Genomic DNA, 25,710 nt, shown 5'->3' with positions numbered 1-25,710 from the left:
ACGCGCTTCCAACCCCTATGGTCGTCGGCGGCAGGCTGCCTTCCGTCCCGTGGGCCGAAGCTTCGGCATGCACCCGCCCTGCGGGCCATGCCAGACGCTCTTGGCCAAATTGTGCCGCTCCGGCTTGCGCGCCCTTAAAGGGACCGCACGGCCGAACGACCCGAAGATGCACCGAACCCTTCCACCAGCGCCTCGGTCCCCTCGATCGCCGACAGGCGCTCGCGGACGTCCCTCAACCAGGCGAAATTGACCTCGCTGGGATCCTCCCCCAGCGTGCGCTCGGCTTCCTTCAGCTCTCTAGATAGCGCGTGAGCCTTGCGATGCAAGGCCGTGCGCTGATGCCACCAGAGCCGAACATCGGCTTCTGCGGTATCCGAATAGGCTGGCCAGTCGTGGCGGGGGTTGGCGAGGGCCTTCACCCGGCGCGTCAGGGCGTCGAGATCCGAGCGGTCGAGATGCTCGGCGAGGGCCTCCGCGTCCAGCCCCTCCAGGTGCGCCTCGATGAGCGCGCGGCGCAGCCGGTCGGCCTCCGGATTGGCGAGGGGCAGGCTCGACACCTCCTCGCCCGCCTCGTCCAAAAGGAAGGGGTGGTTGATGAGGCAAAACAGCAGCAGCGCCTCGTTGCGGGGCAGGGCGGCCATGGGGCCGCGCACCAGCGCGCTCCTTGCAATCTCTTGGCCGCGCGGGGCCAAAGGCGGGGCGGAAGGCTTACCGGGAAACTTGCCGCCGCGCCCCCGTCCGGGGGTGAAACCGGGCGACCAGCTCTCCCGGCTGCCGCCCCCGCGACCGGGGCCGCGCGCGCGATCCGCAGGGGCAACGAGGGCGTTGAACCGGCCCATCAGATCCGCCCGGTAATGCTTGCGCACCGTCTCGTCGCCGATGGCGTTCACGACCTCGTTCAGCCGGCCTTCCAGCCCCGCCCGACGCTCCGGGGTCTCCAGCGAGGCATTTTCGCTTTCCCGCGCCCAGAGTTCCGCTGCGAGAGGGCGCGCCTGCGCCAGAACCTGCTCCATGGCCTCGCGGCCGGAGCGGCGAATCAGGTCGTCCGGGTCCTGACCTTCGGGAAGGGCGGCAAACGACAGACTGCGCCCGGCCTTCAGGTGGGGCAGCGCGAGGTCGATGGCGCGATGGGCGGCGCGCCGGCCGGCCTTGTCGCCGTCGAACAGCAGCAGCGGCTCTTCCGACATGCGCCAGAGCAATTGCAGTTGGTCCTCGGTGAGGGCCGTGCCGAGCGGTGCCACGGCACCGGTGAAGCCCGCCTCCACCATGGCGATCACGTCCACATAGCCTTCCACCGCGATGACGCGGGCACCGGACTGGGCGGCGGTGCGGGCGGAAAAGCCGTTGTAGAGCAAGGACCCCTTGTGAAAGAGCGGGGTCTCCGGGGAATTGAGGTATTTCGCCGGAACGTCCTTCTCCAGCGCCCGGCCGCCAAAGGCCACCACGCGGCCCTTCAGGTCGGTGATGGGAAACATCACCCGGTCGCGGAAGCGGTCGTAGGGGACGGGAATGTCCTCGCCGGCGATCAGCAGGCCCGCCTCCACCATGTCGGCGACGGAAACGCCCTCCTTGCCCAGCGCCTCCTTCAGGTTGAATCGCTCGCCCGCCGCATAGCCGAGGCCGAATCGCTTCTGCGTGGCGGGGCCGATCTCCCGGTCGGCGAGATAGCCGCGCGCTTTGGCGCCGAGGCGGGACTGCAGGTTGGCCTCGAAATGCTTGGCCGCCAGCGCCATCACCTCATAGAGGGTGCGCCGCCGCTGCTCCTTCGCCGCCGCCTCCGGCGTCTCCTGCGGCAGGGACAGGCCCGCCATGGCGGCCAGCCGCTCCACCGCCTCGCCAAAGGAGGCGCCCTCCGTCTCCATCAGGAAATCGAACACGTCGCCGTGCTTGCCGGAGGAGAAGCAGTGGTAGAAGCCCTTCTGGTCATTGACGAAAAAGGATGGCGACTTCTCCGCGTTGAACGGCGAGAGCCCGGCGAACTCGCGCCCCTGCTTCTTCAGCTTCACCCGACGGCCGACCACCTCCGACACCGGAAGCCGGGCGCGGATCTCGTCGAGAAAGGCGGGTGAAAAGCGCATGGACAGGCGGAGCCAGCAGTCTGTGAGGGGCGCGGGACGTCGGTCACCCAAAGTCAGGCGCCGGAAGATCAGCCCTTCAGTGTAGCCGGGAATGGGGGGAGGGGGAAACGGGGGGGGGGCGGCACCCGGGCCGCGTCAACCACCCTCGTGCCCCGGACAAGCGACACCGAAGGTGGAGCGCTGATCCGGGGCCCAGCGCAAGGCTTCCGCGCAGCGGGGCAAAGCCTGAGGGCGGGGGGGTCAGGAAGCGCCTACGGCAGTTCGTCGCGCTGGGCCCCGGCTCGCATTCCGCTGCGCTGCATGCGTCCGGGGCGCGAGAGCTGTTCCCCGGACAAGCGACGGTGGTGGCCGGAGTGCTGGTCAGGGGTAGGGGACACCTCTCCCGCGCAGCGGGGCCGAATCCTGTTACCTTCGGGCAAATGCCGAGCTTCGCCGTTTACATCCTCGCGAGCGGCCGCAACGGGACGCTTTATGTGGGCGTCACGAACGACTTGGCCCGCGGCCTGTTCGAGCACCGCTCCGGCGCCGTCCCCGGCTTCACCCGCAAATATGCCGTCTACCTCCTCGTGCATGTGGATCTGTTCGATGATCTGGACGCTGCCCGCGCTCACGAACGGCGGCTGAAGAGGTGGCACCGGGACTGGAAACTCGCCCTCATCGAACGGGACAACCCCGACTGGCGCGATCTGGCAGAGGACTGGCTGTCCTGACCTGTTCCCCGGACAAGCGACACCGAAGGTGGAGCGCGGATCCGGGGTCCAGCGCAAGAGTCCCGCGCAGCGGGCAATGCTAAAGATCGCTGGGGGCAAGGAAGCGCCTTCGGCGGTCTCTTGCGCTGGGCCCCGGCTCGCATTTCGCTGTCGCTGCATGCGTCCGGGGCGCAAGAGTGGTTCACCCCCGCAATCCCCCTTATCCACACCCCTCCCGCCGTCTCCGAATTGTGTCCACAAAGTGGCGCACGCGGTGCGGGCAGGGATGGACCGCCACAGCCCCGCTGGTAAGCTTCACGGTTTCAGCGGGGGTGGCCGACATGGATGCGGTGATCGATTTCCTCAACACGATCTTCTGGGGCTACATCCTGATCTACGGACTGCTGGCGGTGGGCGTGTATTTCACCCTGCGGCTCGGCTTCGTGCAGATCGTCCATTTCCCCGAGATGCTGCGGTCGGTGCTGCGCTCCAACGACACCGACAAATCGGGCATCACCCCGTTCCAGGCCCTGTGCACCTCGCTCGCCTCCCGCGTCGGCACCGGCAACATCGCCGGCGTGGCGGTGGCGCTCACCCTTGGTGGGCCGGGGGCCATCTTCTGGATGTGGGTGGTGGCGGCGCTGGGCATGGCCACCGCCTTCGCCGAGAGCACGCTGGCCCAGCTCTACAAGGTGAAGGACGACGAAGGGCGCTATCGCGGCGGGCCGGCCTTCTACATCGCCCATGGCCTCAAGGCCTCGTGGGCGGGCGGGCTGTTCTCGGTCTGCCTCATCATCTCGTTCGGCCTCGTCTTCAACGCGGTGCAGGCCAATTCCATCGCCGATGCGGTGGAGGGCGCCTTTGGCGTGCCCAAGCTCGGCACCGGGCTGGTGGTGGCGCTCATGTCCGGCGTCATCATCTTCGGCGGCATCGCCACCATCGCCCGCACCGCGGAATTCGTGGTGCCCTTCATGGCCCTCGCCTATGTGGGCCTCGCCTTCTACGCGCTCGTGACCCACATCACCCTGGTGCCCGGCATCCTCGCCCACATCGTCGGCAGCGCCTTCGGCGTCGGCGCGGCGACGGGTGGCGTCGCCGGCTCGGTGGCGGCGGCCATGATGAACGGGGTGAAGCGCGGCCTGTTCTCCAACGAGGCCGGCATGGGCAGCGCCCCCAACATCGCCGCGGTGGCGACGCCCGACCCGCACCACCCGGTGAGCCAGGGCTTCGTGCAGTCGCTGGGGGTGTTCATCGACACCATCGTCATCTGCACCGCCACCGCGCTGCTGATCCTGCTGTCGGAGGTGGTGCCCTCGGCGGAACTCACCGGAACCCAGCTCACCCAGGCTGCGCTGGAAGTGCATGTGGGGTGGCTTGGGCGCTATTTCGTGGCCATCGCCATCTTCTTCTTCGCCTTCACCTCCATCATCGGCAATTATTCCTATGCCGAGAACGCGCTGGTCTTCCTCGGCCACGGCCATGTCTCGGGCGTCATCATCCTGCGCGTCGCGCTGCTGGCCATGGTGGTGTGGGGATCGCTGCAGAGCGTCGCCACCGTGTTCAACACGGCGGACGCCTCCATGGGCCTGATGGCCTCCATCAACCTCGTCGCCATCGTCCTGCTCTCGGGCACGGTGGTGCGGCTGACGCAGGACTACATTACGCAGCGGAAGGCGGGGAAGGAGCCGGTGTTCGTCGCTGACGAGATGGCCGACCTGCCGCCCGGCGTCGACCGGAAGATCTGGAGCCGGAAATAGAAAAAGGGGCGGAATCGGACCCGGCATCTGCCGAACGTCACCGATTCCGCCCCCGAACAGCACCCGGAAAGGTGGTGTGAACCGGCCCGGTCAGGCCGCCGTCAACGCGTCCTTCACCCAGCCGGAGGCCTTGCCGAAATCCAGCGCGCCGGCATGGCGCTCCTTCAGAACGGCCATGGTGCGGCCCATGTCCTTGATGCCCTTGGCGTCGATCTCGGCGATCACCGCGGCGATGGCAGCGCGCGTGTCGGCCTCGGAAAGCTGTTTAGGCAGAAAGGCCTGGATGTAGGTAATTTCCTCGCGCTCCTGCGCGGCAAGCTCGGGGCGGCCCGCTTCGTCATAGATGCGGGCGCTCTCCTCACGCTGCTTCACCATCTTGGCGAGCAGGGCGCGCAGTTCGTCGTCGGTGAGCGGGTCCTTGCCATGTCCCCGTTGCTCGATATCCCGGTCCTTGAGCGCCGCATTGATGAGGCGGAGCGTCCCGGTTCTCTTTTTATCCTGGGCCTTTAGCGCCTCTTTGAGGGCCGCGTTGATGTCGTCGCGAAGCACGATCGTCCGTCCTGTGTTGAATGGCGCCATTTCCGGCAGCAGGATCTCGCGGCCATCCGGCCGGCGGCGCTGAGGGCGCACAAATTCCTGCGAGAGGCGCTGGAAACGCGGCGCGCGAGCCTCTATCTAGGCGATCCATGACCAGCGAACAAGACCACGCCCCCAACGCCACCGAGGGTTGGGCCGAGCCCCGGCCCACCGCCCTGCTCGTGCTCGCCGACGGCACCGTGCTCGAAGGCTTCGGCATCGGCGCCACCGGCCATCTCGCCGGCGAAGTGTGCTTCAACACCGCCATCACCGGCTATGAGGAGATCCTCACCGATCCCTCCTACGCCGGGCAGATCATCACCTTCACCTTCCCGCACATCGGCAACGTGGGCACCAACGAGGAGGACATCGAGACGGTGTCCATGGCCTCGGCCTCCGGCGTGCGCGGGGTGGTGCTGCGCACCGCGGTGACGGACCCGTCCAACTACCGCGCCACCCGCCATTTCGACGACTGGCTGAAGGCCCGCGGCATCCCCGGCATCACCGGCATCGACACCCGCGCCTTGACCGCCCTCATCCGTGAGGCGGGCATGCCCAATGCGGTCATCGCCCATGCCCCGGATGGCGTGTTCGACATCGAGGCGCTGAAGAAGGAAGCCCGCTCCTGGCCCGGCCTCGTCGGCATGGACCTCGTGCCCGGCGTCACCTCCATCCAGCGCTTCGACTGGGACGAGACCACCTGGAATCAGGAAACCGGCTATGGCCGGCAGGAGGCGCCGCGCCATCACGTGGTCGCCATCGACTACGGCGTGAAGCGCAACATCCTGCGCCTGCTCGCCCGCGCCGGCTGCAAAGTCACCGTGGTGCCTGCCACCACCTCGGCCGAGGACATCCTCGCGCTCCAGCCGGACGGCGTGTTCCTCTCCAACGGCCCCGGCGATCCGGCGGCGACGGGGGAATATGCGGTGCCGGTCATCCGGACGGTGATCGAGAGGGGGGTGCCCACCTTCGGCATCTGCCTCGGTCACCAGATGATCGGCCTCGCGGTCGGCGGCCGCACGGTGAAGATGCACCAGGGCCATCACGGCGCGAACCACCCGGTCAAGGACCTCACCACCGGCAAGGTGGAGATCACCTCCATGAACCACGGCTTCGCCGTGGACCGTGACAGCCTGCCGAAGAACGCTGTGGAGACCCACGTCTCCCTGTTCGACGGCTCCAACGCCGGCATCGCGCTGGCCGACAAGCCGGTGTTCTCGGTGCAGTACCACCCCGAGGCGAGCCCCGGCCCGCAGGACAGCCACTATCTGTTCGACCGCTTCGTCACGATGATCGAGAAGCACAAGGCGGCCTGAGCCGTCTTCGCCCGGAAAGAAAAAGGGCCGGCTCGCAAGTGCCGGCCCTTTTCTGTTGTCGGTTCGTGCAGCGTGCAGGCTAGTTCAGGAACTCGCCATGCTCCGCCACATGCCGGGCGAGGCCGAGGGTATGCTCGCGGACGAGGCGTTCGGCGAGGTCCGGGTCGCGCTTCTCGATGGCCTCGACGATATGCGTGTGATCGACGATGGAGCGCTGGGCCCGGTGCGCCTGGCCGATGGTGACCTTGCGGACGCCGCGCATGTGGGGGAACAGGTTCTCCGTCGTCTCCGCGATCAGGGCGCAGCCGGACATGCGGATGATGAGCTTGTGGAAGGCGAGATTCGCCTCGGAATATTCGGAGACGAACTCTTCCGGATTGCGGTTGGCGAAGGCGCGGACGTTCTCGCGCAGCTGGCGGATCTCGGTCTCGGTGGCGCGCTCGCAGGCGAGGCGCGCCGCCATGCTCTCCAGCGCCGCCCAGACGGTAATCATCTCGATGATTTCCTGCTTGGTCTTGCGCACCACGAAGATGCCCCGGCGCGGCACGGAGCGCACGAAGCCCTCCTGCTCAAGCAGCGTCATCGCCTCGCGGATGGGCGTGCGCGACACCCCGAGCTTCTCTGACAGCTGGCGCTCCTCGAGGCGGATCTCCTCGGGGTGGCTGTAGATGTCCATCTCCATGATGGCCGCCTTCAGCGCCTTGTAGGCCTTCATCCGGAAGCTCGATTCCGTCTCGATCGGCTTCACGTTGATATCCTGGTACGTCATCGCACCCCTTCGCCTTAGGCTTTCGGCAGTCAGTCGGGCCTGAAGTGATTCCCGTCTTGCGCACCAAATACATCATATCACATGCGAGGAAGAGTGCGCCGGCAAGCAATGCCGCAGGTGTCCCGAAATCTTGTGGCAATGCAGCATCTTCTGCGCGGGTGCGGGACGCTTCTTGCGTTGACAGGATGTATTTTGAATACCACGATGATCCGAGGGAAGATGGGCGTAACAAGGCCCCACCCTGCCCGGCGAAGCTTTCGCCGGGGCAATAGGCGAGCATTCGCCAGGGGAGGACACGCCAATGATTACCGTGGACGATATCCTGCGGGAAAAACGTGACACCCGCATCATCACCCTGCGCATGCATGAGACGGTGGCCGACGCCGTGCTCGTGATGAAGCGGGAGAACATTTCCTCCGTCATCATCAAGGACGTCTGCCGCACCGAGGGAAACACGGTGGTGGGCGTCTTCTCCGAGCGCGACGTGACCCGCGCGGTGCTGGAGCATGGGGCCAACACGCCGAAGGTGGTGCTGGCCTCGCTGCTGAAGCGGGAGGTCATCTCCTGCAGCCTCGAAGACACCATAGAGACCGTGCTGCGGCTGATGGTGGAGCACCAGGTGCGTCATCTCCCGGTCATGGAGAGCTACGCGCTGGTCGGTGTCATCAGCGCCACCGACCTGATGCGCCATTACCTTAAGGAATCCGAGACCCAACCTGCGCTTCAGGTCGTCTCGGGCGGCATCGAGGCGGGTCTCGCCGCCCTGCGCTGAGGCGCGGGAGCTTTTCGGGGCCGCCTGTATCCCGCTGCGGCCCCGAGGTTTTTTCCTACTTTCGTCTAAGAATGACTCAAAACCCGTTTGCGAACGGACGAACGCAGTGTTACAGTTCTGTATCTGGCATACGTAATTCAAAACTTGAAATGCCAGAGGGTGGGTCCCTTCGATCGTATCTCCGAGGGGCGCATCCAAGCCGGCGCAGACCGGCACCGAAGGAACAGGGCAGGGAATTCCGGGAGTGGGTGCATGGGCAAGGCGCTTGACGGCGTGCGCGTCCTGGACATGACGCACGTTCAGTCCGGCCCCTCGGCGACGCAGCTTCTTGCGTGGCTGGGTGCGGATGTCATCAAGGTGGAAATGCCGCGGCGCGGGGACATCACCCGTTCGCAGCTCAGGGACAAGTCCAACGTGGACAGTCTCTACTTCACCATGCTTAACGCCAACAAGAAGAGCGTTACCCTCAACATCAAGACCCCCGCCGGTCAGGAGGCATTGAACCGCCTCGTGGAAACCTGCGACGTGATGGTCGAGAATTTCGGTCCCGGCGTGCTCGATCGCCAGGGCTTCGGGTATGAGCAAGTCCGCGCCCGCAATCCGCGCCTGATCTATGCCTCCATTCGCGGTTTCGCCGAAGCCTCGGGTGTCGACGCCAAGGCTTACGAGACCATCGCCCAGGCCATGGGCGGCGCCATGAGCACCACGGGCTGGCGCTCCGGACCGCCGACCGCCTCCAGCGCGCAGATCGGCGATACCGGAACCGGCATCCATTGTGTCGCCGGCATCCTCGCTGCGCTGTTCCAGCGCACGGTGACGGGCGAGGGCCAGAAGGTGGACGTGGCCATGCAGGACTGCGTGGTGAACCTCCTCCGGGTGAAGCTGCGTGACCAGCAGCGCCTCGATGCGGGCGCGCTCGCCGAATATCCCGGCGCGCCCTCGGGCGAATGCGTGCCGCGGGCCGGCAACTGCTCCGGCGGCGGCCAGCCCGGTGCGGCGCTGCGGTGCGCGCCCGGCGGTGAGAACGATTATTGCTACGTCATCATCCAGCCCCAGGGCTGGGCGCCGCTGATGCGGCTCGTGGGCCGCAAGGACCTGATCGACGATCCCAAATTCGCCTCCCACGAGGCCCGCGCCCAGCGGCTGGAGCAGTGCTTCGAGATCATCGAGCGCTGGACCGCCCGCCGCACCAAGTTCGAGGTGATGGAGGCGCTCAACGCCATCGACGTGCCCTGCGGGCCGGTGCTTTCCACCAAGGACATCATGGACGACCGCGCGCTCTACGACCGCGGCTTCCTCGTGGAGGTGCCGCACCCCGAGCGCGGAACCTATGTGACGGTCGGCTCCCCCATCAGCCTGTCCGCCAACAACGTGCCGGTGGAGCGCGCGCCGCTCCTCGGCGAGCATACCGACGAGGTCCTCGCGAGCGTGGGCTTCTCGGCCGAAGAGATCGCCGGCATGCGTGCCGCCGGTGCCGTCTGACGGGGAGGGAACGAACCGTCCGAAAAACGAAACGCCGCGCCACGAGGGACAAAAAGAGGGTGGGGCGGTCAATCAGATCAAAAATATAAAAATGGTCTAAGGGGTAGGAAAAATGAGCGAAATGGCAGTGAAGGCGCCAGCGACAAATCGCTGGCTCCAGTTGGTCGCTGGCGTCGTCTGCATGGTGGCGGCAGCAAACATTCAGTATTCGTGGACTTTGTTCGTTCCTGAGATCGTTTCGGCGCACGGCTGGACCCGTGCGTCCGTCCAGGTGGCCTTCACCGTGTTCGTGGTGGTGCAGACCTGGCTCACCCCCATCGAGGGTTACTTCATCGACAAGTACGGCCCGCGCGTGATGGTGCTGGTCGGCGGCTTCTTCACCGGCCTCAGCTGGGTGATGAACTCCTATGCGGGTTCGCTCACCGCGCTTTATGTGGCGGCTGCCGTCGGCGGCATCGGCGTCGGCTGCGTCTACGCCACCTGCGTGAACGCCGCGCTGAAGTGGTTCCCGGACCGCCGCGGCCTCGCGGTGGGCCTCACCGCAGCCGGCTACGGCTCCGGCACGGTGCTGACCATCCTGCCCATCGCAGCGATGATCAAGTCGAGCGGCTATCAGGACACCTTCTTCACCTTCGGCCTCGTGCAGGGCGCGGTGATCATGCTCGCCGCTGGCTTCCTGCGCGCGCCGGGCAAGAGCGAGGTGACGTTCTCCTCGACGGTTGCCCAGTCCCGCCGGGACTACACGCTCGGCGAGGCCCTGCGCACCCCGGTGTTCTACGTGATGCTGACCATGTTCGTCCTCACCGTCTCCGGCGGCCTGATGGCGGTGGCGCAGCTGGGCGTGATCGCCGAGGATCTCGGCGTCAAGCACATCGACGTGAACCTGTACTTCTTCACCATGGCCGCGCTGCCCTTCGCGCTGATGCTGGACCGCATCCTGAACGGCTTCTCGCGTCCGTTCTTCGGCTGGATCTCCGATCATATCGGCCGTGAGAAGACCATGTTCTTCGCCTTCGCCATGGAAGGTATCGGCATTGTCGCGCTGGGCACGTTCGGCACCAATCCCTGGGCCTTCGTGATCCTGTCGGGCGTGGTCTTCCTCGCCTGGGGTGAAGTCTACTCCCTGTTCTCGGCGACGGCCGCCGATACCTTCGGTTCCAAGCACATCGGCAAGATCTACGGCATGCTCTACACCGCGAAGGGCTTTGCCGCCCTGCTGGTGCCGATGGCCAACCTGCTGATGGAAGCGACCGGCAGCTGGAGCACGGTGCTCTATACCGTCGCCGCCATGGACCTGACCGCCGCTTTCGGCGCCCTGTTCGTCCTGCGGCCCATGCTCGCCCGCCATCACCGGCTCAATGCCGAGGCGGCGGCTGCAACGGCCGCGCGTCAGGTGACGGCCTGAGGTTCTGTTCCGGGCGGTGAAGGCCGCCCGGACACATAAGTCAGGCGCTGCCATGACGGTGCCGACGTGTGGGAAAGGGGCGAGGCCTCCCCCGCGCACGCCAGATTTCAATCCGCGCGGCCCGATCGCGCGCCAACGAGTCCCTCCACCGCCATCTGGCGGTCCCTCAAGCCCCGGCTTCGGCCGGGGCTTTTTTCGTTTGAGGCACAGGGAGGGCAGGGCCGAGATGGCGCTGGTGATGCCGAATCCGCTCCCGGCCGAGCAACACCGTTCTGAAATGACGGGGGTTGGCCGGATTGCGGCGACGCTGTAGAAATGGAGAGTGATTCGGTGTTTGTTTGTGTGTCTAAAGTAGAGAATAGATTTGTTCGGCTGGCGTGTTCTATCTGCGATTCCTGAAGCCGAGGAGAGGGACTTGGGTTCCCTTCTCTCTTTACAATTGGGTTCTGGTTCTGAGTTGCCGAAATGGCCCTCTAACGCCCGAATTACAGCGAAAAGTAACAGTTACATAGCCGTAACGGCATTCTGTATACCAGATTCTGTGTGCACCTTTCCCCTCGGTTCGCGAACGGGTCGATGAACGGCCCGAACAAGAATGGCGACCGTCACGGGCCGTTCATCGCATTCGATGATCCCCAGTGAGAAAGGGAAGGAAATGGCTCAGAACTCCGCAGCGCCTGTCGGCGGCCCGATTGGAGGGCGTTGGCTGCAACTGCTCATCGGCGTGATCTGCATGTCGATGATCGCCAATCTTCAGTATGGGTGGACGCTGTTCGTCGAGCCCATGAACGAGAAGCACCAGTGGGGCCGCGCCTCCATCCAGGTCGCCTTCACCATCTTCGTGCTGTTCGAGACCTGGCTGGTTCCGGTCGAGGGCTGGTTCGTGGACAAGTTTGGCCCGCGGATCGTCGTGTTCATCGGCGGTATCCTGTGCGCCCTGTCGTGGTTCCTGAATTCGCGGGCCGACAGCCTCGCCATGCTCTATGTCTCGGCAGCCCTGGGCGGCACGGGCGCGGGCGCGGTCTATGGTACCTGCGTCGGCTCCGCGCTGAAGTGGTTCCCGGATCGTCGCGGTCTCGCCGCAGGCATCACGGCCGCCGGTTTCGGCGCCGGTTCCGCGCTCACGATCGTACCCATCGCGGCCATGATCAAGTCGCAGGGCTACGAGCACACCTTCCTGTTCTTCGGCCTGATGCAGGGCGCGGTCGTGATGGTGCTCTCCCTGCTGCTGCAGGCGCCGAAGGAAGGGCAACTGCCCGCGGTCAAGGCTTCGGCCACCCAGAGCCGTCGCAATTACGGCCCCGGCGAGATGGTGAAGGCCCCGGTGTTCTGGGTCATGTACCTCATGTTCGTGCTGGTGGCGGCTGGTGGCCTCATGGCGACCGCGCAGCTCGGCTCCATCGCCAAGGACTTCAAGATCGCCGACGTGCCGGTCTCCATCATGGGCCTGACCATGCCGGCGCTGACCTTCGCCCTGTCCATCGACCGCGTGCTGAACGGCCTCACCCGTCCCTTCTTCGGCTGGGTGTCGGACAACATCGGCCGTGAGAACACCATGTTCATCGCCTTCGGCCTCGAAGCGGTGGGCGTGCTGGCCCTGGCCCACTTCGGCTCCAACCCGGTGCTGTTCGTGCTGCTGACCGGCCTCGTGTTCTTCGCCTGGGGCGAGATCTACTCGCTCTTCCCTGCCACCTGCGGCGACACCTTCGGCGGCAAGTTCGCCACCACCAATGCTGGCCTTCTTTACACCGCCAAGGGCACGGCCTCGCTGGTGGTGCCGATGGCCTCGGTGGCTGTGGCCAGCCTCGGCAACTGGGACCTGGTGTTCATGATCACCGCTGCGGTCAACGCGATCGCCGCTCTCATGGCCATCTTCGTGCTGAAGCCGATGCGTACCCGCTTCGTTGCCGGCGCCGCTGCCCAGGCTGCGGCCCAGCCGGCAAGCGCGAAGGTCACTGGCTGAGGCTCTGCCTCAAACATTCGGCCCACCTACCCCGGGCCCAACTGAGGGAGCGGCTTGCCGCTCCCTTCTTTTTGGTCAGTTGCCGCGCGGCACCGCGGTGAAGGGGCCGGCATGGACCATGACGAGGTTCGAGACCGCGCCCTTCGTATCGGTCGAGGGGGCAACGCGGGCAAAGCGCGGCTCGGGCGTCTGCAGCAGGACATCCTCGATCGGAATGCCAGGGCCGCCGGCCACCGTCATGTACGGCTTCTGTGCCGTCAGGCCGTTGGCGGCGAAGGTGAGGACAATCCCGAAAAGGCCGAAAGCCGTAAGCTCAAGCGCGTTCATAACTCTCTCCCGGCATGATGCCGAAGGGATGCGGCGCGTTTGGCCGGGCTCGATCCAATTCGCCCGACGCCTCCGCGTCCCGGTACAGTCACCTTGTACCGCGCTTGTCCAATCTCGTGGTATACAAAATACGCAGAGGCGGACCCGCAATGCTGCATAGCAGCATTGCCCCTCGCCGCCGGCAAGCGCGCACAAGCGCGCAGGCACCCGTCATCCGAAAGCAGTCACTTTAGGATTGGGCCAGACCACCGAGGTAGGCCAGGAGGCCGGCTGTCGACCCCGATGCGCCGGGGGGGAGGGCCCCGCCTTCGACGGCGGGGAGGAACTGCGTCGCCAGTTCCTTCCCAAGCTCCACGCCCCACTGGTCGAAGGCGTTGATGCCCCACACCGCCGCCTCGACGAACACCCGATGCTCATAGAGCGCGATGATGCGGCCGAGGGAGAAGGGGTCGAGTTCCGCATAGGCGATGGTGATGGAGGGCCGGTCTCCGGGGAACACCCGATGGGGGGCGATCGCGGCGACCTGCTCGGCCGCGAATCCCTTCTGGACGAGCTGGGCCGCGGCCTCCTCCAGGGTGCGGCCGCGCATCAGCGCTTCCGCCTGGGCGAGGCAGTTGGCCACCAGAAGGTTCTGGTGATTCTTCAGGTTCGGCTCGTGGCCCTGCGCGGCGATGAGGAATTCCACCGGCACGGTATCGGTGCCCTGGTGGAGCAGCTGGAAGAACGCGTGCTGGGCATTGGTGCCCGGCTCGCCCCAGACGATGGGGCCGGTGCCACGCACGGCAGGCCGGCCGTCGCGCGTGACGCTCTTGCCGTTGCTCTCCATGTCGAGCTGCTGGAGATAGGCCGGCAGGCGCGCGAGGCGCTGGTCGTAGGGAATGATGGCGCGGCTGGGATAGCCGCAGACATTTCGGTGCCAGATCCCGACGAGGCCCAGCAGCACCGGCATGTTCTGGTCCAGCGGCGCGGAGCGGAAATGCTCGTCCATGGCAGCCGCGCCGGCGAGGAACTCGCCGAAGCGATCTGGCCCGATGGCGATCATCACCGGCAGGCCGATGGCCGACCACACCGAATAGCGGCCGCCCACCCAGTCCCAGAAACCGAAGGTTCGCTCGCGCGAGATGCCGAAAGCCTCCACCCGGTCAAGGGACGTGGAGACGGCGGCGAAATGGTCGCCCACGGCCGCCTCGCCCAGCGTATCCGCGATGAAGGCGCGGGCCGTGCCGGCATTGCACATGGTCTCGACGGTGGTGAAGGTCTTCGAGGCGACAATGAACAGCGTCGTCGCCGGATTGAGCCCCTTGAGGGTATCGGCGATGTGGGCGCCATCCACGTTGGAGACGAAGTGGCAGCGGGGGCCGTCGTGATAGGGCGCAAGAGCCCCCGTCACCATGGCCGGGCCGAGATCCGAGCCGCCGATGCCGATGTTCACCACGTCGGTGAAGGCGTTGCCGCGCGCACCGGCGATGCGCCCCTCGCGCACTGCGTAGGCGAAGCTGGTGAGGTTGCGCAGGGTCTCGTCCACGCCGGTCTTCACGTCGATGCCGTCGACGGGAATGCTCTCGTCCGAGCGGTTGCGGAGCGCCGTGTGCAGCACAGCCCGGTCCTCGGTGAGGTTGATGTGGTCGCCGGCGAACATGGCGTCACGCAGCTGTTCCACGCCCGCGGCCCGGGCGAGATCCAGCAATTGCGCCAGGGTCTCGTCTGTGATGGCGGTCTTGGAGAAATCGAGCAGCAGGTCGCCGTAGCTGGTGGAAAAGCGCTCGAAGCGGTCGGAGGAGGCGAACAGGTCGGCGATGCGCCCGGTCCGGCCTTTCCAGGCGGCGTCGAGGGCGGCGAAGGCGGCGTCGGTCGCGCTCGGCTGGGCTTCAGTCATGGCTCGGACCTCTTGTTCAGGGGCACCACATCACGTCGAGGGGCGCACGCGCCCTGAGGACGGAGCGGATGGGCAACTCTTCAACGGGGCCGCCGGCGCAGGCGCGCTCCAGCACCGCGCGCTTGGTCATGCCCTCGATGTGCAGCACCAGCGTGTCGGCTGAAACCAGCCGGGGCAGGGTGAAGGTGATGCGCGGCTCGCCCGCCGCATCTGCGCGCACGGCGGCGAGGATTTCGGGCGTCGCGGAATCGATGGCTGCGGCAAGCGTCTCGGCGCCGGGGAAGAAGGAGGCGGTATGCCCGTCGTCTCCCATGCCGAGCACTACGGCCGCGAAGGGGGAGGGGAGGGCGGCGACCCGCTCGGCGGCCTCCGCAAGCCCGTCCTCCGGCGTCGCCGCGCCGGTATAGAGCGGCACGAAGCGGGCTGCGGCCGCCAGCCCCTTCAGCAGGTGGTGGCGGACCAGAGCGGCGTTGGAGCGGTCCGACGTCTCCGGCACCCAGCGCTCGTCCACCAGCGTCACCGCCACGCGGGACCAGTCGATCGGCGCGCCGGAGAGGGTTTCGAAGAAGGCGAGCGGGGTGCGCCCGCCCGAGACGGCGAGGCTCGCCATGCCGTCGCGGGCGATGCGGCGGCGCAGGGCCTCGGCCACATGGGCGGCAAGCGCCCGGGCGAGGCCGGCCGAATCCTCATAGGCGTTGAGGGCGATGGGTGTGGTCGGCGGGGTCACGGGAAGCCTCAGGCGTCATCGGTCCAGGTGCGCCCGTCCCGTTCGATCAGGGCGATGGCGGCGGAAGGCCCCCATGTCCCGGCCGTGTAGGGCTTGGGCTGGTCGCGCGAGGCCCGCCAGGCGTCGAGGATGGGGTCCACCCAGCGCCAGGCGGCTTCCACCTCGTCGCGACGCATGAACAGGGTCTGGTTGCCGCGCACCACGTCCATGATAAGCCGCTCGTAGGCGTCCGGGTTCCGCACGCCGAAGACGGAAGCGAAGCTCATGTCCAGCGGCACATGCTGCAGGCGCATGCCGCCGGGGCCGGGATCCTTGATCATCAGCCACAGCTTCACGCCTTCGTCCGGCTGCAGGCGGATCACCAGGCGATTGGCCATGATGGGGCCGGCGTGATCGTCGAACACCGAATGGGGAATGGGCCGGAAGGCCACCACGATCTCCGACACGCGCGAGGCGAGGCGCTTGCCCGTGCGCAGGTAGAACGGCACGCCGGACCAGCGCCAGTTGCCGATCTCCGCCTTGATGGCGACGAACGTCTCGGTGCTGCTCTCGCCGGAGCCGAGTTCCTCCAGATAGCCGGGCACAGCCCCGCCGGCCGAGGCACCGGCGCGATACTGGCCGCGCACCGTCATCTGCGCGAAATTGCTCTCGTTGATGGGCTCCAGCGCCTTGAGCACCTTCAACTTCTCGTCGCGCACCGCGTCGGCGTCGAGCGAGACCGGCGGCTCCATGGCCACGAGGCAGAGGAGCTGGAGGATATGGTTCTGCACCATGTCGCGCAGCGCGCCGGCGGTGTCGTAATAGCCGGCGCGGCCGGCGGTGCCGATGCTCTCGGCCACCGTGATCTGCACATGGTCGATGTGCGCGTTGTTCCACACCGGCTCGAACAAGGCGTTGGCAAACCTGAGCGCCATCAGGTTCTGCACCGTCTCCTTGCCGAGGTAATGGTCGATGCGGAACACCGCCTCCTCGCGGAAGACGCGCCCGACCGCCGCATTCACCTTCTGGGCGGAGGCGAGGTCCTTGCCCACCGGCTTTTCCACCACCACGCGGGAGAGATCGGTGACGAGACCGAACGCGCCGATGCGCGCGCAGATGGGATCGAACAGGTCCGGCCCCACCGCCAGATAGAAGACGCGGACGCGATCTTCCCCCGCCTTCAGCGTCGCGGCGAGATCGGGCCAGCCCTCGTCGGAGAGGGCATCCACCGCCACGTAGGTCAGCCGGTTGAGGAAGCGGGCCAGCACCGCCTGGTCCACGTCCTCGACACCATCCGCAACGCCGAGCGCATCACGGGCGAAGGCACGGAAGTCGTCATCGGGCAGAGGGCGGCGGGAGGTGCCGATGATGCGCGCGTCGTCCGGCATCTGGCCGGCGAGGTCGCGCTCGAACAACGCTGGCAGGAGTTTGCGACGGGCGAGATCGCCGGTGGCACCGAAGACGACGATATCGAAGGGCTCGACAGTGACCACGCGCGCGACCATTCGGCCTTTCTCCCTCATCGGAGGCCTTGCGCCCCCTGCGCCGACCGGCCGACCCGCAGCCGGATCAAGGCCCGGCATGCCGGCGCAACGGCAGTCTAGAGCAGGCGTCGATCGGATTGCACCGCAATCTGAGCGAACACCACTTTCTCTTCCCACGGCTTCGGAGACAGGCGCGCGACAGGCGGGAGCGTGGCGCCAGGCGGCGCACGAAAATGCCCGGCCGCCATAAAAGCAAATCCGCGCGACCGGGATCGCGCGGATGCAAAAGCTCATAAACCGACTGAGGGAACGCTTTCGACGGTCAGCTCGAATGCCCGGCGTTGCGGACCTCAGCGACCTGGGCGTTTCAGCGGGTGGTGGGGCGCGGCTTGGACGGAATCAGACCTTCGCGCTGGGCGCGCTTGCGGGCCAGCTTGCGTGCACGGCGGATGGCCTCAGCCTCCTCGCGGGCGCGCTTCTCGGACGGCTTCTCGTAGTGGCCACGCAGCTTCATCTCGCGGAAGATCCCCTCGCGCTGCATCTTCTTCTTGAGCGCCTTGAGGGCCTGATCGACGTTGTTATCGCGGACGAGAACTTGCACGTGTTTACCTCTTCGAGCTGTTGCGCCGAGCCGGAGCCTTACCTGATCTGAAACATCGGACCGCAGAAGATGGCGCGTGCGCCTGTCCTCGACCTGTCCGAAGGAAGCGCTCTCTTACCAGAAGAGGTGCAGCTTGTCCACACGCCTCGCAAAGGCGAAAACGGGAGGCGGCGCCTTGCGCCGGCTCACTTTCCCGCGCGCCGGCATCGACTCGCGGGGTACTTCGCCGAACGCTTCAGCCGGCCGTCGTCAGGCCGGATTCGCTCCGGGCGGGCAGCATGAAGATCGGGGTGCCGCTCTTCTGCGCCTCGCGGCAGAGGGCGTCGAGCTCGCTGCGGATGGCGGCATCGGAGAAGCAGGTGGCCGCCTCGCGGATGCCCTGCATGAAGCGCAGTTCGATCTGGATGACCCGCCAGCTGCAATAGCGCCCGGACCGGGCCATATGCCGTGCAAGGTCGCGCAGCCATTCGGAGAAGCGGTCCTTGATGCGATCGTCGGACAAAGACATCTGCCACCACAGTTTCGGATCATGGCTTCGGCGGTACAAAAAAACCGCCGCGAACGCCCGATTCATGCGTCAAACGCTGCGATGCGTCATCATGGCGATTCGTCTCAGTCCGTAGCGGAAGAGCCGGCTCACGAGTCAGCAGCCTTCGCCATCCGGCACATTCGCGCAGGCTTCGGGATCGCGCGCGACCCGCACCACATGGCCCATCTTGCGGCCGGCGCGGGCTTCTTCCTTGCCATAGAGGTGCAGGTGCGTGCCCGGCTCTGCGAGCAGAGCGTGCCAGTCATGCACGTCCGCGCCGATGAGGTTGGTCATCTGCGCCCGGCCGAGGCGCGAGACCTCGCCGAGGGGCCAGCCGGCGATGGCGCGCACATGCTGCTCGAACTGGGAGGTGACGGCGCCGTCCTGGGTCCAGTGGCCGCTGTTGTGCACGCGCGGGGCGATCTCGTTGACGATCACCCGCTCGCTCGACCCCTGGCAGACCACGAACAGCTCAACCGCGAACACGCCCTCGTAGTCGAGCGCGTCGCCGATGTCCCGCGCGATGGCGCGCGCCTTGCGGGCCGCTTCGGCGGTGAGGGTCGCGGGAACGGTGGAGGTGTGCAGGATGTGCTCGCGGTGCACGTTCTCGGTCACGTCGTAGGCGCAGAAGGCGCCGTCGCCGCGACGGGCCGCGACCACGGACACCTCGCGGACGAAGCTGACGAAGCCTTCGAGGATCGCGCTCTGCCGCCCGAGGGCGTGCCACGCGGCGGTGAGGTCCTCGCCGGGGCGGATCATCACCTGCCCCTTGCCGTCATAGCCGAAGCGGCGCGTCTTCAGCACGGCAGGCAGGCCCAGCTGCGCAACCGCGGCTTCGAGATCGGCGAGGCTGTCCACGGCGGCGAAGGGCGCGGTCTCGATGCCGAGGTCGCGTACGAAGCTCTTCTCCGCGAGCCGGTCCTGGGTGATGGCGAGCGCCTTGGCACCCGGCCGCAGCGGCACCCGCGCGGCGAGGAACTCGGCGGTGGCCAGCGGCACGTTCTCGAACTCGTAGGTCACGACGTCGACCCCGGCCGCGAAGCGCGCCAGCGCGTCGAAATCGTCATAGGCGGCGCAGATATGGGCGGCGCTGACGTGGAAGGCGGGGCTGTCCTTGTCCGGGCACAGCACGTGCGCCTTGAGGCCAAGCTCCGCCGCCGCGAGAGCGATCATGCGGCCGAGCTGCCCGCCGCCGAGAATACCGATAACGCTACCGGGCTTGAGCATGGTCAGACCGGCCGTTCCGCCACGGCTTCCGTGCGCGCGGCGCGCCAGGCGTCGAGCCGGTCGGCGAGGGCGGGGTCGGAGAGCGCCAGCACGGCGGCCGCCAGCAGGGCGGCGTTGGTGGCGCCCGCAACGCCGATGGCCAGCGTACCGACCGGGATTCCGGCCGGCATCTGCACGATGGAATAGAGGCTGTCGAGGCCGGAGAGCGCCTTGGACTGCACCGGCACGCCGAACACCGGCAGGGGCGTCAGCGCCGCCACCATGCCCGGCAGGTGCGCCGCGCCGCCGGCACCGGCGATGATGACCTTGAAGCCGTCAGCCTTCGCGCTTCTGGCGAAGGCATACATGCGATCCGGCGTGCGGTGGGCGGAGACGATGCGGCAGTCGTGCGTGATCCCGAGCGCATCCAGCGTCTCGGCCGCATGGCGCATGGTCTCCCAGTCGGACTGGCTGCCCATGATGACGGCAACGTCAGCCGTGCTCATCCCTCATACCTTCGCGAAAACGGAAAGCGCGGGCTTTATAGGATTGGCCGGGGCGCGGCAAGGGGGAGGGGTGCTGCAGGGTACGGGCGCGCGCCCTGCCGTCGCGATGGTCGTGTATTGCAAAATGCGTTAAAACAACTTTTACTTGTATCATTATTTCGCCCGCGACCCATGACTGGCGCGACTGGGGTGCTGTGCCTCGTCTCGGCGGATGCCGCCGCAGCCCATGGGGGGAGCCATGACTCAAGGGGAGGGGGAAATGGTCGTCGCGCAGTCTGCCGGTCTGGTCGCCGATGCCGATCTGGTCGCCGAGGTTGCGGCCTCGCTCGGGAAGCTTGGGAAGAGTCAGGACCTGGTTCAACTGGTCGCCCAAGCCAAGAGCAAGACGGGAGGCCAAGACCTTTCGCCCGACGAGGAAGCCAAGTTAAGGCTGTCCATAAACGATGTCCTCGTGAACCTTGCCCCGATCACCCTGGGCGACTTGCGTAAGGGGTGGCGCCCCTTCACGCGTACCCTGAGGCAAGCGGTGCTGTTCTGGATTGTGATGGCGATCGCTTTAGCCGTCCTGGTTCAGACGGGCTATCTTACGCTGGTTTATGAAAAGACAAGCTCGTTTCTGACATCGGCGAAGGAGCTTCAGACCTCGCATACCGAGGAGTCGATGGAAGCAATCTACTTTACGATCCGTTCATTGAAGCTCGACGATCAAAGCGGTCGAACAGCCTATCTGAATGCAATCAAAGATGTGGCATCCATCAGACAACAAATGATGTCGGAGACGTCTTATGCCGCGATCTCGAGTGACATCAACGGATCCTTGTTGTCATTTGACCTTGCCAATCACGTCGTCGGAGGCTTGTGGATTTCGGTATTCGAAGCTCTGGATCTACTGCTGCCGCGAGGGCGGCGCTTTTGTCCGCCGGGACAGGAGGATTGCATTCTGCCGCTGAGACAGGTGGAAAAGAACGCCCGTCAAGCGCCTGCCGCAGTCGAAGATCATAGGGAAAAACTGAAAAAAGCATGTCAGACGGAGCAAATGGCCGCCCCAGCCCCTGCCTTGCCTGCTCCCCCCGCCATCCCGGCAGCGGGAGGCGCTCCGGACCTGAAGGGTGCGGATGGGAAGTTGCCCCATTGCGTCATCATGGCCCACGTCGACGATATCAATCTCGTCATGGGGGCTCTGGGCCTCGACTTCAATCCGAGGGACCACAAGAATTACCTTGCTGACGTCCATCATCTGAAGACGAACATCGACCTGCTCGGTAAATGGGTTCTGCCTGCCCTCTATGGCGTCTTCGGCGCCATGCTGTTCTTCATGCGACACTACGTCGATCCCTCCCAGCCAGATCCGACATTGGGGAAGCTGCTCTATCGGTTGATGCTCGGGGGGATCGCTGGTGTCATCATGGTCTGGTTCTGGACGCCGGCGCCGCAAACGCCCAACACGATCCAGCTGACGTCCCTGAGCGCCTTCGGCGTCGCCTTCCTGATCGGGTTCAGCACCGATGTCCTTTTCTCGGTGCTCGACCGCTTCTCGAAAGCCCTGTCCGATACCCTCGGCAAGCCGGGGACGACCTGAGCGCGCGCCGGTGTGCGCTCACCGCCAGCGGCGGTGGAGCCAGAGCCATTGTTCGGGATATTCGCGCACCCAGCCCTCGATGACTGACGTGACGGCCTGCATGGCGCCCACCACCTCGATCTTGCCCTCGCCGTCGCGGGGGAGGGTGATTTCCTCGGTGATCTCCACCCGGAAGCGGGCGCCGGGCAGGCGGATGACGCGCATGCCGTGCACCGGGCAATCGAACTGGCGGGCAAGGCGGGCGAGCGTCGGGTTGGTGGCGCAGGGGCGGCCGAAGAACATCACCGGCGGGCCGCCGGTCCAGTACTGGTCGATCAGCATGCCCAGATGCTGCCCCTCGGCCAGCATGCGCGCCATCTGGCGGCCCGCATCGCGGCCGGCGCGCACGAGGCCGGGCATGGTGCCGGAGCGCATCTCCTCGATCAGCTCGGCGGCGCGCTTGTTGTTGGGTGCACGATAGAGCACGCCGCCCGGCACGCCGAACGCGGCGCCGGCGATGGCGCACAATTCCCAATTGCCGGTATGGGCGGTGAAGAACAGCGCGGGACGACCGTCGTCCCGCAGGCGCTGGAAGATCTCCGCGCCCTTCACCTCGATCCGGCCTGTGTCGGGATGCGCGGGATCATAGTCCCACAGGCGATCCTGCTGGGCGAACTCGGCGGCGAGGCGGCCCATGTTGGCCCAGATGCCGCGGACGAGGGTGTTGATTTCCGCCGGGCTCTTCTCCGGGTAGGCCGCGGCGAGATTGCGCCGCGCCACCTTGCTGACCGCGAAGAACGGGCCGAGCAGCTTGGCCCAGAAGGCCATGCCGCCGGCCGAGAGCCACAGCGGCCACAGGCGCAGCCACCACACGGAGAAGCGCACATAGCCCGCGACCAGCACCTCGACGGCGGGCGCGAGCGCCAGCTTCAGCCGATGGATGGCCTTGCGGACGGGGAGGGGGAGCCGGGCCACGGTTGCGTGCGCCGCCCCCGCCTCAGAACTTCACCACGATCTTGCCGAACACCTTGCGGCTTTCCAGCCGCTCCAGGCCCTCGTTGAAGTTCTCGAGGGGCACCACGGTGTCGATGACGGGCTTGACGCCCCGGCCCATCTTCTCAAGCCCGTCCGCCACGTTGCGGATGGTGGCGCCGAACGAGCCGAAGATCTTGTACTGGCGCTGGAACAGCTGCATCAGGTTCATCTGCACTGAGACGCCCGAGGTGGAGCCGCAGGTGACGAGCCGCGCGCCGGGCTTCATGGAGAGCAGCGAGGCGTTCCAGGTGTCGGCGCCCACATGCTCGAACACCACGTCCACGCCCACCTTCTTGGTGATCTTGCGGACCTCGTGCTCGAAACGGTCCTTGCGGTAGTTGATGACGTGGTCGGCGCCCAGCGCCTTCGCCTTGTCCATCTTCTCGTCATCGCCCACGGTGGTGATGACGGTGGCGCCCACGTCCTTGGCGAGGCGGATGGCGGCGGAGCCGATGCCCGAGCCGCCGGCATGGACGAGCACGGTCTCGCCCTTCTCCAGTTTCGCATTGTCGAACAGCATATGCTCTACAGTGGAGAAGGTGATGCCGGCGCAGGCCGCTTCCTCGAAGGAGACGCCCTCAGGGGCGGGGATCACCAGCCGCTCGGGCATGTTCAGCACGTCGCGGGCAAAGCCGTCGATGTGGAAGCCGAGCACGCCGCCCACGTTCTGGCAGAGGTTGTCCCGGCCGTTCAGGCAGTTGGCGCAGTGGCCGCAGGTCATGGCGCCATACATGGCGACCGTCTGGCCCACCTTGAGGCCGCGCACGTCGGCGCCCAGCGCCACGATCTCGCCGGCGGCCTCGGCGCCCACCACGAGGGGCATCTTGCGCTTGGCGAAGGCCATGCCGCGCCAGCCCCATACGTCGATATGGTTGAGCGCCAGCGCCTTCACCCGGATCTGCACCTCTCCGGCGCCCGGGGCTTCCGCCTCGGGGAGATCGACGAGTTCGAGCTTGCGGTCGGAGACGAGCTGGAGGCCACGCATTGTTTTTCTCTGAATTTGAAGTCAGCGGTGGGCGGCGAGCGAGGCGGAGAGCCCGCCATCCACCGGCAGAATGGCGCCGGTCATATAGCCCGCGCCGGGGGAGAAGAGAAAGGCCACCACCTGTGCCACATCGTCGGGCGTGGCGAAGCGGCCGGCGGGGATCTGCGCCTCCATCTTCGCTCGATAGTCCGCGAACTTCTCCAGCATGGCGGTATCGATGAAGCCGGGGGCGACATAGTTCACCGTCACGCCGCGCCGCGCGGTCTCGATGGCGAGGCCCCGCACATGGGCGAGCAGGGCGGCCTTGGAGGCGGCGTAGGCGGCATTGCCCTGGTTCGCCTGCAGCGCCGCCACCGAACCGATGGCGACGATGCGGCCGGTCCTGGCGCGGGTCATGGGACGCACCAGAGCACGGGTGAGGCGCACGAAGGCGAAGTGGTTCACCTGCATCACCGCCTCGGCCTTGTCCTGGTCGATCATGGCGGCGAGCGTGTCGTAGGAGGCGCCGGCGTTGTGGCAGAAGCCGAAGAAGGTCTCCCCGGCCTCCAGTTCCTCGGCGAACGCTTCCACCGCCGCGCGGTCGGCGAGGTCGAGGGGGCGAGCCGAGATGACGGCTCCGGGCGTCGCCGCACGGACGTAGGCGATCAGCGCCTCCGCCTCGGCGACCGCCGAGCGGTAGGTGAAGACGACGGGATAGCCGGCCTCGGCGAGCCGCCGAACGATGGCCGAGCCAAGCCCGCGGCCGCCGCCGGTGACGAGGATGGGAGCGGTCATCGGTTGAGGCCAGTCCCGGTGCGCGATCCGCTCACGCCGGTTCCGCCGCGAGCACGAGGCAGACGTTCTGGCCGCCGAAACCGAACGAGTTGGAGATCACCCGCCGCACCTGGGCGTCACGGGCGACGTTCGGCACCACGTCCAGCGGGATGGCCGGATCGGGGATGTTGTAGTTGATGGTCGGCGGAATGCGGCCGTTCTGGATGGTCAGCAGCGACACCGCCGCCTCGATGGCGCCCGCCGCCGTCAGCGTGTGGCCGATCATGGACTTGTTGGAGGAGATCGGCGTTGCCGCCAGCTTCTCCTCGCTGAACACGCCCTTGAGGCCCACATATTCCATGCGGTCGTTCTCGGGCGTGGAGGTGCCGTGGGCGTTGATGTAGTCCACGTCATCAGGGGTCACGCCGGCGTCGGCAAGCGCATTCTTCATGCAGCCGATGATCGGGCGGCCGTCCGGGCTCGACCGGGTGCGGTGGAAATTGTCGGCCATCTCGCCGCAGCCTTCCAGCACGCCGAGGATCTTCGCGCCGCGCGCCACCGCATGGGCATAGCTCTCCAGCACGAAGGCGGCGGCGCCCTCGGCCATCACGAAGCCCTCCCGATTCTTGGCGAAGGGCCGCGCGGCTTCCTCGGGCTTGTCGTTGGCGGTGGTGAGCGCCGACAGCAGGGAGAAACGGATCAGCGCCTCGGGATGCACCGAGCCGTCCGTGCCGAGGGACAGCGCCACTTCGGTCTCGCCGCGGCGGATGGCTTCGACGCCGAGCTGGATGGCGGTGCCACCCGAGGCGCACGCGGTCGACAGGGAAATGGGCTGGCCCTGCGTGCCGAACTTGTCGGCCAGGCGATCCGCCACCGAGCCGAACAGGAAGCGCTCGTGCCACGGCCGGAACTGGCCGGAAGCGGCGGCGCCGAGGAGGTCGCGATAGACGATGGGGTAATGGCCCACCGCATCGGCAAGCTGCTGGCGCTCGGGCCATTCCAGCTCCACCGGAGGAACGGCGGCGAACAGCGGGCCGGGGAACTCGCCGGGCGTGCCGATGCCGGATTCGGCGATGGCTTCCTCGGCGGCGAGGGTCGCCAGCTTCTCGGAGAGGTTGGGGGCGGCCACGCGGCCGTCGAACAGGAAGTCCACCGTGCCGGCGATGGTCGTGCGCATGCCCTCGATGGGGAAGCGCGTGATGGTGTGGATGCCGGATTCACCCGCGGTGAGGCGGCGCCAGTTGTCTTCCTTGCCCTGGCCGAGGGAGGTGACGATGCCGATACCCGTCACCACCACGATGGGGCGGCCGAATTTGTCGAGATGCGCCTGCGTCATG

The 25,710-nt window shown here is 66.7% G+C and carries 23 protein-coding genes; 8 read left to right on the top strand and 15 right to left on the bottom strand.

Translation table 11 applies throughout. From position 1 onward, the window contains the following. Positions 1-134: 134 nt before the first annotated feature. The gene (gene dnaG / locus V5F74_RS04595) at positions 135-2,078 is read right to left on the bottom strand and encodes a DNA primase (RefSeq protein ID WP_394006510.1); all 1,944 of its coding nucleotides are present in this window, start codon (positions 2,076-2,078) and stop codon (positions 135-137) included. A 419-nt stretch (positions 2,079-2,497) separates the two neighbouring features. On the opposite strand from dnaG, the gene V5F74_RS04590 reads away from it, so the two are divergent. Together V5F74_RS04590 and V5F74_RS04585 are read left to right on the top strand one after the other, a co-directional pair. Beyond that, the gene (locus V5F74_RS04590; RefSeq protein WP_394006508.1) at positions 2,498-2,788 is read left to right on the top strand and encodes a GIY-YIG nuclease family protein; all 291 of its coding nucleotides are present in this window, start codon (positions 2,498-2,500) and stop codon (positions 2,786-2,788) included. Between the two features lie 320 nt (positions 2,789-3,108). After that, a complete protein-coding gene (locus tag V5F74_RS04585; RefSeq protein WP_394006506.1) occupies positions 3,109-4,524 on the top strand; it encodes an alanine/glycine:cation symporter family protein in 1,416 nt (471 codons plus the stop codon). Between the two features lie 90 nt (positions 4,525-4,614). Here the strand turns inward: V5F74_RS04585 and V5F74_RS04580 are convergent, their stop codons facing one another. Further along, the gene (locus V5F74_RS04580) at positions 4,615-5,103 is read right to left on the bottom strand and encodes a GatB/YqeY domain-containing protein (protein WP_029557666.1); all 489 of its coding nucleotides are present in this window, start codon (positions 5,101-5,103) and stop codon (positions 4,615-4,617) included. 107 nt (positions 5,104-5,210) lie between these two features. Here V5F74_RS04580 and carA point away from each other — a divergent pair, with 107 nt between their 5' ends. Continuing rightward, positions 5,211-6,416 (top strand): glutamine-hydrolyzing carbamoyl-phosphate synthase small subunit, encoded by a 1,206-nt coding sequence (carA, locus tag V5F74_RS04575; RefSeq protein WP_394006504.1) that lies wholly within the window; start codon positions 5,211-5,213, stop codon positions 6,414-6,416. A 79-nt stretch (positions 6,417-6,495) separates the two neighbouring features. On the opposite strand, the gene V5F74_RS04570 is transcribed toward carA, so the two are convergent. Beyond that, positions 6,496-7,185, bottom strand: coding sequence for a GntR family transcriptional regulator (locus tag V5F74_RS04570; protein ID WP_024279936.1), 690 nt, complete (start codon positions 7,183-7,185; stop codon positions 6,496-6,498). Between the two features lie 301 nt (positions 7,186-7,486). Between V5F74_RS04570 and V5F74_RS04565 the strand changes: the two genes are divergently transcribed. From V5F74_RS04565 to oxlT (V5F74_RS04550), 4 genes are all read left to right on the top strand, one after another. Beyond that, positions 7,487-7,957 (top strand): CBS domain-containing protein, encoded by a 471-nt coding sequence (locus V5F74_RS04565; protein ID WP_029557668.1) that lies wholly within the window; start codon positions 7,487-7,489, stop codon positions 7,955-7,957. A gap of 252 nt (positions 7,958-8,209) precedes the next feature. After that, complete coding sequence (gene frc, locus V5F74_RS04560; protein ID WP_024279934.1) at positions 8,210-9,439, top strand: formyl-CoA transferase; 1,230 nt, start codon at positions 8,210-8,212, stop codon at positions 9,437-9,439. A 121-nt stretch (positions 9,440-9,560) separates the two neighbouring features. Beyond that, positions 9,561-10,844 (top strand): oxalate/formate MFS antiporter, encoded by a 1,284-nt coding sequence (gene oxlT / locus V5F74_RS04555; RefSeq protein WP_051679118.1) that lies wholly within the window; start codon positions 9,561-9,563, stop codon positions 10,842-10,844. A gap of 655 nt (positions 10,845-11,499) precedes the next feature. Beyond that, complete coding sequence (gene oxlT, locus V5F74_RS04550; protein WP_394006500.1) at positions 11,500-12,807, top strand: oxalate/formate MFS antiporter; 1,308 nt, start codon at positions 11,500-11,502, stop codon at positions 12,805-12,807. A 75-nt stretch (positions 12,808-12,882) separates the two neighbouring features. Here the strand turns inward: oxlT (V5F74_RS04550) and V5F74_RS04545 are convergent, their stop codons facing one another. The 8 genes from V5F74_RS04545 to purE form a co-directional block, all read right to left on the bottom strand. After that, entirely contained in the window at positions 12,883-13,134 is a 252-nt protein-coding gene (locus V5F74_RS04545; RefSeq protein ID WP_394006498.1) for a hypothetical protein, read from the bottom strand. 229 nt (positions 13,135-13,363) lie between these two features. Continuing rightward, positions 13,364-15,010, bottom strand: coding sequence for a glucose-6-phosphate isomerase (pgi, locus tag V5F74_RS04540; RefSeq protein ID WP_394006496.1), 1,647 nt, complete (start codon positions 15,008-15,010; stop codon positions 13,364-13,366). Positions 15,011-15,026: 16 nt separating this feature from the next. After that, positions 15,027-15,737 carry a 6-phosphogluconolactonase gene (pgl, locus tag V5F74_RS04535; RefSeq protein ID WP_197023000.1) on the bottom strand — a complete coding sequence of 237 codons (711 nt, stop codon included), beginning with the start codon at positions 15,735-15,737 and terminating at the stop codon, positions 15,027-15,029. Between the two features lie 8 nt (positions 15,738-15,745). Further along, complete coding sequence (zwf, locus tag V5F74_RS04530; protein ID WP_029557674.1) at positions 15,746-17,221, bottom strand: glucose-6-phosphate dehydrogenase; 1,476 nt, start codon at positions 17,219-17,221, stop codon at positions 15,746-15,748. A 346-nt stretch (positions 17,222-17,567) separates the two neighbouring features. Further along, a complete protein-coding gene (gene rpsU / locus V5F74_RS04525) occupies positions 17,568-17,801 on the bottom strand; it encodes a 30S ribosomal protein S21 (RefSeq protein ID WP_029557675.1) in 234 nt (77 codons plus the stop codon). A gap of 235 nt (positions 17,802-18,036) precedes the next feature. After that, positions 18,037-18,375, bottom strand: coding sequence for a hypothetical protein (locus tag V5F74_RS04520; RefSeq protein WP_156026357.1), 339 nt, complete (start codon positions 18,373-18,375; stop codon positions 18,037-18,039). Positions 18,376-18,444: 69 nt separating this feature from the next. After that, positions 18,445-19,557: a 5-(carboxyamino)imidazole ribonucleotide synthase gene (locus V5F74_RS04515; protein ID WP_029557676.1), complete on the bottom strand. Its 1,113-nt coding sequence runs from the start codon at positions 19,555-19,557 to the stop codon at positions 18,445-18,447. A gap of 2 nt (positions 19,558-19,559) precedes the next feature. Next, positions 19,560-20,042: a 5-(carboxyamino)imidazole ribonucleotide mutase gene (purE, locus tag V5F74_RS04510; protein WP_029557677.1), complete on the bottom strand. Its 483-nt coding sequence runs from the start codon at positions 20,040-20,042 to the stop codon at positions 19,560-19,562. A gap of 259 nt (positions 20,043-20,301) precedes the next feature. Here purE and V5F74_RS04505 point away from each other — a divergent pair, with 259 nt between their 5' ends. Then, positions 20,302-21,621: a hypothetical protein gene (locus V5F74_RS04505; RefSeq protein ID WP_029557678.1), complete on the top strand. Its 1,320-nt coding sequence runs from the start codon at positions 20,302-20,304 to the stop codon at positions 21,619-21,621. An 18-nt stretch (positions 21,622-21,639) separates the two neighbouring features. Here the strand turns inward: V5F74_RS04505 and V5F74_RS04500 are convergent, their stop codons facing one another. The 4 genes from V5F74_RS04500 to V5F74_RS04485 are packed head-to-tail and all read right to left on the bottom strand — an operon-like array spanning position 21,640 to position 25,709. Beyond that, positions 21,640-22,575 carry a lipid A biosynthesis lauroyl acyltransferase gene (locus tag V5F74_RS04500; RefSeq protein WP_394006492.1) on the bottom strand — a complete coding sequence of 312 codons (936 nt, stop codon included), beginning with the start codon at positions 22,573-22,575 and terminating at the stop codon, positions 21,640-21,642. A gap of 22 nt (positions 22,576-22,597) precedes the next feature. Then, a complete protein-coding gene (locus V5F74_RS04495) occupies positions 22,598-23,620 on the bottom strand; it encodes a zinc-binding dehydrogenase (RefSeq protein ID WP_394006490.1) in 1,023 nt (340 codons plus the stop codon). A 21-nt stretch (positions 23,621-23,641) separates the two neighbouring features. Continuing rightward, entirely contained in the window at positions 23,642-24,394 is a 753-nt protein-coding gene (locus V5F74_RS04490) for an SDR family NAD(P)-dependent oxidoreductase (RefSeq protein ID WP_029557681.1), read from the bottom strand. 31 nt (positions 24,395-24,425) lie between these two features. Further along, positions 24,426-25,709 (bottom strand): beta-ketoacyl-ACP synthase, encoded by a 1,284-nt coding sequence (locus tag V5F74_RS04485; protein WP_024279921.1) that lies wholly within the window; start codon positions 25,707-25,709, stop codon positions 24,426-24,428. Between the last annotated feature and the right edge of the window lies 1 nt (position 25,710).

This window comes from Xanthobacter aminoxidans (assembly GCF_043193615.1).
GTDB lineage: Bacteria > Pseudomonadota > Alphaproteobacteria > Rhizobiales > Xanthobacteraceae > Xanthobacter > Xanthobacter aminoxidans.
This window is presented reverse-complemented; position numbering and strand designations above follow the sequence as displayed.